The sequence below is a fragment of the Brevibacillus sp. 1238 genome (assembly GCF_029892995.1).
GTDB lineage: Bacteria > Bacillota > Bacilli > Brevibacillales > Brevibacillaceae > Brevibacillus > Brevibacillus parabrevis.
Window position 1 is genome coordinate 729,129 of record NZ_JARXWC010000002.1, and the last position, 11,498, is coordinate 740,626.

An 11,498-nucleotide genomic window follows, 5' to 3' on the forward strand; every position below is an offset into this window, starting at 1 on the left:
AATCCAAGGAGGATCTCTTATGCAAAAGACACACGTTTCCCCGAGCCGTTGGCTGCTTTCCCCGAAAATGACGGCGGAGGCAGAGGTGCTTTTATTCAGCTTTCACTATGCAGGCGGACATGCCGGCATCTATCGCGAGTGGCAAAAAAAGCTGCCTGTGCAGATCGGGGTGTGCCCCGTGCAGCTGCCAGGCAGGAGCAATCGGTTTATGGAGCCGTACTACACCGACTTGTCCGTGATGATCCGCGAGCTGGCGGAAGCGCTTTTGCCCCATCTGAATCGCCCGTTTGCCTTTTTTGGACATAGCATGGGAGCGCTGGTCAGCTTCGAGCTGGCCAGATATTTGCGCAACCAGTACGGTCTCAAGCCGCGGCATATGTTCGCTTCAGGACGGCATGCGCCCCATCTGCCTGATCCGGGTGAAGCGATCCATCACTTGCCTGACGCCGAGTTTCTGAAAGGGCTGCGCACGCTGAACGGCACGCCGAAGGAGCTTTTTGAAAACGAGGAAAACGAAGAGATCTTGCAAATGCTTCTGCCGATGCTGCGGGCAGATTTCACCATCTGCGAGCAGTATCAATACCAGGAGGAAGAGCCGCTCGGTTGCGGATTGACGGCGATTGGCGGTTGGCAGGACCCCGACATTACCGTGGCGCACATGGAAGCATGGAGAAAGCACACCAGTGCTTCGTTCCAAATGCACATGCTGCAAGGCGACCATTTCTTTCTCCATTCGGAACAGGAACAACTTTTGGCGATCATCGAATCAACATTACAAAGCTATCTGGTTGGGTACAGGGGGATCGGATGATTACAGGAAAAGCGACACTGGAAGGGACACAGCGACTGGCACAAGCCAATCCGCATCTGGCTTACAAGCCGTTTGGCAGCTTCGAGGTTTGGATCAGCCAGGTCGGATTCGGAACGTATCGCATTGATGAACAGGACGAACAGTATCAGCACGCCTTGCGCAAAGCGCTGCTCGAAGGAATCAACCTGATCGACACCAGCAGCATGTACGCGAACGGCAGCGCGGAGAAAGTCATCGGCAGCGTCCTGAAACAGCTTGTGGAGGAAGCAAAAATCAAGCGGGAAGAGCTTGTGATCGTATCCAAGGCAGGCATTGTGGTCGGCGAAGACTCTGAAGAGACGATGAAGCGGACGGCGGAAGGCAAGCCGTACCAGGACTTCACGACGGTGCATGAAGGGATGTCGATTTGCATCCATCCCGAGTATTTGAGAGATCAGCTGACGCGCAGCCTGGAGCGTTTGCAGCTGGACATGATCGATTGTTACATGCTGCACAATCCGGAATGGTATATGTTGTGGGCGAAAATGAACAAAATCAAGCAGCAGGAAGCGTACGAAGAGCTGCTGGAGCGAATCGGGAAAGCTTTTCGCCACTTGGAACAAGAAGTCGAGGCAGGGCGAATCCAATGCTACGGAGTCAGTGTCAACTCGTTTGGCAGCAATCCAAAGGAATTTGACTTTGTTGCGCTCGATACGCTCTGGGAGATAGCGGAGGCGATTACGCCGAACCACCATTTTCGCGTGATCCAGTTTCCGATGAACATGTACGAGTCGGGTGCCTTGCTGGAAAAAAGCCATGCGCAGGGCAAGAGTGCCTTGCTGTTTGCCAAGGAAAAAGCACTCGGAGTGATGACCAACCGGACGCTCGACGTCACGGCGAAGGACAAAATTTTCCGTCTGACAGACATTCGCCTGGATCAGAACACGGTCATCGACGAGAAGGAAGCGACCCAGCAAATCAAAGCTTGCCTGGATCGCGTGGATGATGTGGAAGACCATATCGTCTATCACATTTTGCCTGCGTTGAAAATGGAAAAAGAAGAAGTGAAAGAGCTGAAGAAAAAAGTATCAGCTGGCGCAATGCTGCGCAAGTATTGGAAGAAGCTGTACTCCTCGGCAAACGTAAACAACGTGCAAACGATGCTGTTTGATCCCGTCATTACGGATATTCGCAAAACGATCGAGAAGCATGGCGGGGGAGGCGAAGAGACGCTGCGCTGGCTGGATACATACAAGGAAGCGCTCACGGAAGCCGCCCAGGCGTTGAAGAATTACTATACGCCGAAAGACTACCAGCGGGCGCAAGACATCCGCACAGAGCTGTCGAGAGTGCGGCCGCATCTCGTGGCGACGGATACGCTGAGCCAGACGGCGATCCGTACGATGCGCGCTACGCCAGAGGTACACAGCGTCCTCGTAGGGATGAGACGGGAGCATTATGTGGATGATGTGCTGACGGAATTGCAAAGACCTTTGGATTCGCACATGCAAGAAGAAGACTGGCACACGATTACCCAGACGCTCAAAGCCGTCATTGGCGCGAGGTAACGAATCATGTAGCCGACTGCGGGCTGCCTTCGGGTAGCCCTTTTTCGCATGGCAAGAAAAAGCGGGAGCACGAAAAAACCTCCTGCAATCGCGGACGGCAACGATTGCAGGAGGCGGTTTTTTCGCTATTTCCACTTGCTGATGATATGCTCGCGGTCAAACAGCTGGACACTGATCTGGAACGTAATCAGGGCGAGAACGGCACATCCTGTCACCAGGCCCAGATAGATCAGCGGATTGCTCATCATCGAGAGGAAAATCACCTGGCTGATGGCGAGTCCGATGATCGGCAGTACAAGCAAGGCGCCGAATTGCTGGGCTGCTGCGACGTTGTCCACTTTGGAGGAAACTACGACGCTCAAGGACAAGCTGATGATCGAGACAAACGGGACGAGCAGGATCATCGCGAGAATGAAAACGATGGAAAAATGGGTACTGGCGTTGTCAAAGCTCGCAAAGATGAAGCCTAAAAAGATGAGCTGGATGACCCAAGTCAGCGCAACGGACGGCAAGGCGAAGGCAAGAATTTTGCCGAGCAAGAACTCCTTGGTCGAGATGGGAGTGACCAGCACGCTCTCCAATGTCCCTGTCATTTTTTCCGTGATGATGCTCGTGGTGGCAAAGGTCAGCGGGATCATCGCCGGGACGATCAAAAACAGGAGGAAGTAGAAGCGGGCAATCGCGATCTGGCCATCGTCTCCAGCCATGTTCAGCAGCGGATTGGTCAATTTCATCAAGGTAAGGACGAACTCCATTTTGCCATTTTGGGCAAACACAGTCGTGATCAAAGCCATGATCAAGATCACGAATGGCGCGGCCAGATTCGTAATCAGCACGGAACGGTTGGCAAACAGTTCTTTCCACTCGCGGAGAATGACGAATGTCGGCATGTTAGATCGCCTCCTTTTCTTGATCGAGCAAGCTCAGGTAAGAGTCTTCCAGCGAAACAGAGAGAGGCGTTATGTATTTGATAGTGACATCGGCTGCGACCAGCTTTTTGATCAACTGCGGGTTGGCTGTCTCCGGATCGGTTACTCTCAGGTGGAACTGATTTTCCGAACGCTTGTAGGCTTCGACTTCCTTCGCTTCCCTGATAATCTGTTCCGACTTTTGCACATCCGATCCGACATCGAGGATCACATTGTAGGTGGTCCATTCTTCACGGAACTGCTGCGGAGTGGTCAAGCGAATGACTTCCCCCTTGATAATGGCGAACTCATGGCATAGCTCGTCAACCTCGGTCAAGATATGCGAGCAAAAAATGATCGTCTTGCCAGAGGCGGCCCATTCACGAATCAAATCTTTCAGCTTGCGAATGCTGACGGGGTCGAGGTTCGCGGTCACCTCGTCGAGGAACAAGATTTCGGGATCGTGCAAAATCGCGCAAATGATCGAAAGCTTCTGCTTCATCCCTTTGGACAGTCGCCCGGCAGGATCATTTCTTCTGTCCCACAAGTCGAACTGGCGAAGCAAATATTCGATGCGGGAAGCGCGCTTGGCTTTGGGAATCTGGTAGCAGGCGGCGAAAAACTCCAGGTTGTCCAACAGGGAAAGCTTGTCGTAAACACCGGGGGATTCTGTGACACAACCGATTTTTTTGCGAATCTCTTCTTTGTGCGTGCTGATTTGGCGGCCAAGGATGGTGATATCCCCAGAGGTAGGCTCGATGAGGCAGGACAAGATGCGCATGGTAGTCGTTTTTCCCGAGCCATTCGGGCCGAGCAGACCAAAAATTCGCCCTTTGCCAATCGAGAGAGAAATACCGTTCAGAACTTTTTTGTCGCCAAACGATTTTTTGAGATCTTTAATTTCGATTACATGCTCCACAAAGTATCACCTTTTTCTGAAGTTTTCCTCGCTTGACATTCACAAAATTGTAATTATTTTACATATATACCATTCCTTCTTGATGGTCGATTCTAAAACCTCCTTTCACAGTGATTGTTCACGAAAATTCCATATTGCTTGCTGGATCACTTCCTCTCATTCCGCCACGTTTGGCCTGTCCATTTTCCTGTCAGCTTCTGGCGCGCAGAACCAGCCAGAAAATCAGGTTTTTGGATTTTTATACCAAATTATTCCGTAACGGAAAACGCCGCGATCCCTACGTAAATCAAGTTTTTTCCAGGTTTATCATCGCTGATTGCATTCATTTGTCAAATATAAGACCTTGACCGTTAACTGTTTACAAATTAACATGATTTTGTGTGTTATGTAAAAAAGTACCAAAATTGGTATCTACCAAAGATTTTCATTCGAAGTTACTTTTTTGTCAACGAAATTTTAGGAAGTACTGGTGGTGTTTTTGTGAGAATACTATTCCTAACAACATTTATGAGCAAAGGAAACAAAGTTGTACGGTACTTGGAATCATTACACCACGAAGTCGTCATCTGCCAGGAAAAAGTGCACGCGCAGTCGGCCAATTTGCAAGAGATCGACTGGATTGTCAGCTATGCATACGGGTATATTTTGGACAAAGAAATCGTCTCCCGGTTTCGCGGGCGCATCATCAACCTTCATCCTTCTCTTTTGCCCTGGAACAAGGGACGAGATCCTGTTTTCTGGAGCGTTTGGGACGAGACACCCAAGGGCGTGACGATCCACCTCATCGACGAGCATGTAGATACAGGCGACATTCTCGTGCAGGAAGAGATTGCGTTTGCCGACGAAGATACGCTGCTCGATTGTTACAACAAAGCCAATCAGGCGATCGAGGAACTGTTCATTCGCGAGTGGGAAAATATCGTGCATGGACGGATCGCTCCGTATCGGCAAACTGCTGGCGGAACGATCCACTTCAAAGCAGACCGGGATTTTTACAAAAACCTGAACATGACGACAGTACGAGAATTGTTGGCATTAAAGCGGCTTTGTGCAGAGCCAAAACAGGGTGAAAAGCCGATCGACAAAACGTTCCATCAGCTGTTCGAACAGCAGGTGGAAGTGACGCCAGACCACGTGGCTGTCGTCGATCGGGGCCAATCCTTGACATACAAGCAACTAAACGAACGGGCCAATCAGCTGGCGCACCATCTCAGGGGCAAAGGCGTCAAGCCTGACGATCAGGTAGCGATCATGCTGGACAAGTCTCTGGACATGATCGTGAGCATTCTCGCGGTAATGAAAGCAGGAGGGGCGTATGTGCCCATCGACCCGGATTATCCGGGAGAGCGGATTGCCTACATGCTGGCTGACAGCAGTGCCGCGATCTTGCTGACAAACGCTTTGCATGAGGAGAAAGCGAACGGTGCCTGCGACATCATCGACGTGCACGATCCTGACAGCTACAGCGAGAACACGAACAATTTGCCGCACGTCAATCGCCCGGATGACCTCGTGTACGTCATGTACACATCAGGATCGACAGGTTTGGCAAAAGGCGTCATGATCGAGCATCACAATCTGGTCAACTTTTGCGAGTGGTATCGGCCGTACTTTGGCGTAACCCCTGCGGACAAGGCGTTGGTTTATTCCAGTTTTTCCTTTGACGGGTCTGCACTGGATATATTTACGCATTTGCTCGCTGGCGCTGCGCTGCACATCGTGCCTTCCGAACGGAAGTACGATTTGGACGCTTTAAACGATTACTGCAACCAGGAAGGGATCACGATCAGCTATTTGCCGACGGGTGCCGCTGAACAGTTCATGCAAATGGACAACCAGTCGTTTCGCGTGGTGATTACGGGCGGGGATGTGCTGAAAAAAATCGAGCGGAACGGAACGTACAAGCTCTACAACGGGTACGGGCCGACAGAGTGCACCATCATGGTGACGATGTTCGAGGTGGACAAGCCGTATGCGAATATTCCGATTGGCAAGCCGATTGACCGCACCCGCATCCTGATTTTGGACGAAGCGCTGGCGTTGCAGCCGATCGGGGTGGCAGGCGAGCTGTTTATTGTCGGGGAAGGGCTGGGGCGCGGATATTTGAACCGTCCGGAGCTGACGGCGGAAAAGTTCATCGTCCATCCGCAGACGGGCGAGCGAATGTACCGCACGGGCGATCGGGCACGCTTTTTGCCTGACGGAAACATCGAGTTTCTCGGCCGCCTGGACAATTTGGTCAAAATTCGCGGATACCGCATCGAGCCAGGAGAAATCGAGCCATTTTTGATGAATCATCCGCTGATTGAACTGACAACGGTATTGGCGAAGGAGCAAGCGGACGGGCGCAAATACTTGGTTGGCTATTACGTTGCTCCTGAAGAAATTCCGCATGGCGAGCTGCGGGAATGGCTCGGGAACGATCTCCCCGATTACATGATCCCCACGTACTTTGTTCACATGAAGGCTTTCCCGTTGACCGCGAATGGGAAAGTAGACAGGCGCGCCTTGCCAGACGTGCAGGCCGATGCGGAGTTGCTGGGGGAAGATTATGTCGCGCCAACTGATGAGCTTGAACAGCAACTGGCACAGGTGTGGAGCCACGTGCTGGGGATTCCGCAAATGGGGATCGACGACCATTTTCTGGAGCGAGGCGGAGACTCGATCAAAGTCATGCAGCTGATTCACCAGCTCAAAAACATCGGGCTTTCGCTCAGATACGACCAGCTTTTCACGCATCCGACCATCCGGCAGTTGAAACGTCTGCTTACGGAGCAAAAGCAGGTGAGCCTGGAGCCTTTGCGAGAGCTGGACGAGCAAGCGGAGTACGAGACTTCCGCCGTCGAGAAGCGAATGTACATCATCCAGCAGCAAGATGTGGAGTCGATTGCCTACAACGTGGTCTATACGATCAACTTCCCCCTGACTGTCGATACGGAGCAAATTCGGGTGGCCCTGGAGCAGTTGGTGCTGCGGCACGAAGGTTTGCGCAGCACGTATCACATGCGCGGCGACGAGATTGTAAAACGGATTGTTCCTCGGGCAGAGCTGTCCTTTGTGCGCCAGACTGGCGAGGAGGAGTCGGTACAAAGCTTGCTTGCGGAGCAGATCAAGCCGTTCGATCTGGCGAAAGCGCCGTTGCTGCGGGCGGGAGTCATTGAGACGGCGGACAAAAAGGTTCTCTGGTTCGATTCCCATCACATTTTGCTGGACGGTCTGTCCAAGTCGATCCTGGCGCGCGAGCTGCAAGCTTTGCTCGGACAGCAGGTGTTGTCGCCTGTGGAAAAAACGTACAAGTCGTTTGCGCGCTGGCAAAATGAATGGTTCGCAAGCGACGAATACGAACAGCAGATAGCGTACTGGAAAACGCTTTTGCAAGGAGAGCTTCCCGCCGTCCAACTTCCGACGAAAAAACGCCCGCCGCAGTTGACGTTTGACGGAGCGATCCAGATGTATCGCGTGAACCCGGAAATTACGCGAAAGCTCAAGGCGACAGCGGCCAAGCATGACTTGACTCTGTACATGCTGATGCTCACGATCGTGTCCATCTGGCTGTCCAAAATGAACAGCGACAGCAATCAAGTCATTCTCGGCACCGTTACGGACGGCAGACAGCATCCAGATACGCGAGAACTGCTGGGGATGTTCGTCAATACGCTGCCGCTTTTGCTCTCCATTGATCATGAAGAAAGCTTTTTACATAACTTGCAACAGGTCAAGGCAAAGCTTTTGCCGGCTTTGCAAAACCAGTACGTGCCTTTTGACAAAATTCTTGAGGCTGCCCGTGTCAAGCGGGAAGGGAACCGTCACCCGTTGTTCGATGTGATGTTCATGATGCAAGGCGCACCGGAAACCGAGCTGGAGAGCAACATGCACCATATAAACGCCGGGATCAGCAAGTTCGATCTGACACTCGAAGTCCTGGAGCGGGAAAACGGGCTGAACATCGTGTTTGAATACAACACGCACCTGTTTGACGAGGGAATGATCCTCCGCATGGTCGCGCAGTTTGAGCACCTGCTTTTGCAAGCCGTGCACGGGCTGGACCAACAGGTGAAAAGGTTTGAACTGGTAACGGAAGACGAAAAACGCGATTTGTTTTTGCGGGTGAACGATACAGCCAAGGCGTATCCGAACAAGCTGATCATGTCGATGCTGGAGGATTGGGCGGCGGCTACCCCTGACAAAACAGCGCTAGTCTTCCGCGAACAACGCGTGACGTATCGCGAGCTGAACGAGCGGGTCAACCAGTTGGCACACACTTTGCGCGAAAAAGGGGTGCAACCTGACGATCTCGTGATGCTGATGGCAGAGCGGTCGGTCGAGATGATGGTGGCGATTTTCGCTGTGTTGAAAGCGGGCGGAGCGTACTTGCCCATCGACCCGCACAGTCCGGCGGAGCGAATCGCCTACATTTTCGCAGACAGCGGAGCCAAGCTGGTGCTGGCACAGTCGCCGTTTGTGGAAAAGGCAAGCGTGGCGGAAGTGGTCCTTGATCTGAACAGTGCGAGCAGCTATGCGGCGGATACGAGCAACCCGCCACTGGTCAACCAGCCAGGCGACCTGGTGTATGTCATGTACACTTCCGGCTCAACGGGAAAACCAAAAGGCGTGATGATCGAGCACGGAGCGCTGCTCAATGTGCTTCACGGAATGCAGGACGAGTACCCGCTTTTGCAGGACGATGCCTTCTTGCTCAAGACAACCTACATATTCGATATTTCAGTCGCGGAAATTTTCGGGTGGGTTCCGGGTCGTGGCAAACTGGTGATTTTGGAACCGGAGGCGGAAAAGAACCCGAAGGCTATTTGGCAGGCGGTAGTCGGAGCGGGAATTACCCACATCAACTTCGTGCCCTCCATGCTGATCCCGTTTGTCGAGTATTTGGAAGGGCGAACAGAAGCAAATCGCTTGCGGTACATCTTGGCTTGCGGCGAAGCGATGCCGGATGAACTCGTGCCAAAAGTGTACGAAGTATTGCCAGAGGTGAAGCTGGAAAACATCTACGGCCCGACAGAAGCGACGATTTACGCTTCCCGTTACTCGCTCGCGAAAGGCTCGCAGGAAAGTCCTGTTCCAATCGGAAAGCCGCTGCCCAACTATCGCATGTATATCATCAATCGGCATGGACAACTGCAACCAATCGGCGTACCAGGAGAGCTATGCATCGCAGGAGCAAGTCTGGCGAGAGGGTATTTGAACAATCCAGCGCTGACAGAAGAAAAATTCACTCCTCATCCGTTGGAGAAAGGCGAGCGGATTTATCGCACGGGTGATCTCGCCCGTTATCGCGAGGATGGCAACATCGAATACCTCGGACGCATGGACCATCAGGTGAAAATTCGCGGATACCGGATCGAACTGGACGAAATCCGCAGCAAGCTGATTCAGGAGGAAACGATTCAGGACGCGGTGGTCGTAGCCCGAAACGATCAAAACGGCCAAGCGTACTTGTGCGCCTACCTGCTGTCCGAACAGGAGTGGACAGTCGGTCAACTGCGCGAGTTGCTTCGCCGTGAACTGCCTGAATACATGATTCCGGCCCATTTCGTTTTGCTGAAACAGTTCCCGCTCACAGCCAATGGCAAGCTCGATCGCAAGGCTTTGCCAGAACCGGACGGCAGTGTGAAAGCGGAAGCGGAATATGCAGCGCCGCGCACGGAACTGGAAGCGACTTTGGCGCACATCTGGGGCGAAGTGCTCGGAATCGAACGGGTCGGGATTCGCGACAACTTTTTCGAACTGGGCGGAGATTCGATCAAAGGGTTGCAAATCGCCTCTCGACTGCAACGGATCAATTGGACGATGGTGATCAACCACCTGTTCCTGTACCCGACGATTGAACAGATTGCCCCATTCGTCACGTCCGAGCAGGTCGTCATCGAACAGGGACTGGTAGAGGGGCTTGTCAAGCTGACGCCGATCCAGCGCGATTTCTTTGAACGGATCACAGCCGATCGACATCACTGGAACCAGGCGAGGATGCTGTTTTGCCGGGATGGCCTGGAGCGTGAGTGGGTCGTGGAGACGCTGAACGCGCTCGTTTTGCAGCACGATGCCTTGCGCATGCGTTTCCGCGAGACAGAGCAGGGGATTGTCCAGTTCCATCAGGGGAACGAAGGCAAGCTGTTCGGCTTCCGCGCGTTTGATTGTACGGAGGAGCTGGATATAGCGGGAAAAGTGGAAGAAAAAGCAAACGAATGGCAAGCCGGGATGAATTTGCAGGAAGGGCCGCTCGTGCAGGCTGCGCTGTTCATGACGAGGACAGGCGACCATCTGCTCCTGGCGATTCATCAGCTGGTTGTGGACGATGCTTCCTGGCGGATCATTCTGGAAGACTTCCAAACCGCCTACAAGCAAAAAGTGGCTGGCGAGCCAATCGCCTTGCCAAACAAAACCCACTCGTATCAGAGCTGGGCGGAAGAACTGCACAACGCAGCCAACAGCAAGAAGCTGACGAGCGAACTGGGCTATTGGAGAAAAATCGCGTCCAGCCAGACCCGTCCGCTGCCACAAGATCAGGAGCCGCTTTCCCGAACGGAACAAAGCACGGCCACAGCAGCCATTCGTTTCGCGAAAGCAGAGACAGCCAATCTGCTGCACGAGGCCAATCACGCCTATCAGACGGAAGCGCAGGAGCTTTTGCTGGCCGCCTTGGGCATGGCGTTGCGGGACTGGACAAAAGCAGGCGATGTCACCGTCTTTTTGGAAAAAGACGGGCGCGAGTCGGCAGCGAAAGGCTTGGATGTGTCGCGGACGGTGGGCTGGTTCCATTCGCTGTTCCCGGTTGTCCTCTCCGCTGCGAAGTCAGGCGATCCGGGGGAGCAGATCAAGCAGGTCAAAGAAATGCTGCGGGCGATTCCGCATCAAGGAAGCGGGTATTCCATCCTCAAGCAGCTCACTGACCTTCGGCACAAGCATCCGGACGATTTTACGCTCCAGCCAAAGATCGTCGTTCATGCATGGGAGCAGCTCGATGCCGGACTGGAAACCGATTGGCTCACGCTTTCGCATCTTCCGCAGGGAAGTGTGCGCGGAGCAAATGCTGAGCGCACGCAGCAACTGGATGTATTTGCCAAAATCAGCAACGGAGAGCTGACCATTCACATACAGTACCATCGCGATGAGTACCGCAAAGCGACGATCGACAAGCTGCTGGAGCTTTATCAAGCGCATCTGAATGCGCTGCTTGCCCACTGCCTGCAAAAGACAGAAACCGAGCTGACACCGAGCGATTTTGTGGACAAGAACCTCTCGCGGAGTGAGCTGGACGACATTATGGACTTGATTAGCGATTTGTAAGTAACTGGAAC

The 11,498-nt window shown here is 53.1% G+C and carries 5 protein-coding genes; 3 read left to right on the plus strand and 2 right to left on the minus strand.

Annotated elements, in window-relative coordinates:
- Positions 1 to 19 precede the first annotated feature (19 nt).
- Positions 20 to 811 carry a linear gramicidin aldoreductase LgrE gene (lgrE, locus tag M2298_RS07410; RefSeq protein WP_274875305.1) on the plus strand — a complete coding sequence of 264 codons (792 nt, stop codon included), beginning with the start codon at positions 20 to 22 and terminating at the stop codon, positions 809 to 811.
- Positions 808 to 2,358 carry an aldo/keto reductase gene (locus M2298_RS07415; RefSeq protein ID WP_280648388.1) on the plus strand — a complete coding sequence of 517 codons (1,551 nt, stop codon included), beginning with the start codon at positions 808 to 810 and terminating at the stop codon, positions 2,356 to 2,358. The genes lgrE and M2298_RS07415 overlap by 4 nt, the downstream gene beginning before the upstream one ends.
- Positions 2,359 to 2,483: 125 nt before the next feature.
- Here the strand turns inward: M2298_RS07415 and M2298_RS07420 are convergent, their stop codons facing one another.
- Positions 2,484 to 3,248, minus strand: coding sequence for an ABC transporter permease (locus M2298_RS07420; RefSeq protein ID WP_274875306.1), 765 nt, complete (start codon positions 3,246 to 3,248; stop codon positions 2,484 to 2,486).
- Between the two features lies 1 nt (position 3,249).
- Positions 3,250 to 4,185: an ABC transporter ATP-binding protein gene (locus M2298_RS07425; protein ID WP_242771484.1), complete on the minus strand. Its 936-nt coding sequence runs from the start codon at positions 4,183 to 4,185 to the stop codon at positions 3,250 to 3,252.
- Positions 4,186 to 4,665: 480 nt separating this feature from the next.
- Between M2298_RS07425 and lgrA the strand changes: the two genes are divergently transcribed.
- Entirely contained in the window at positions 4,666 to 11,487 is a 6,822-nt protein-coding gene (gene lgrA / locus M2298_RS07430; protein ID WP_280648389.1) for a linear gramicidin non-ribosomal peptide synthetase LgrA, read from the plus strand.
- The last annotated feature ends 11 nt before the right edge of the window (positions 11,488 to 11,498 follow it).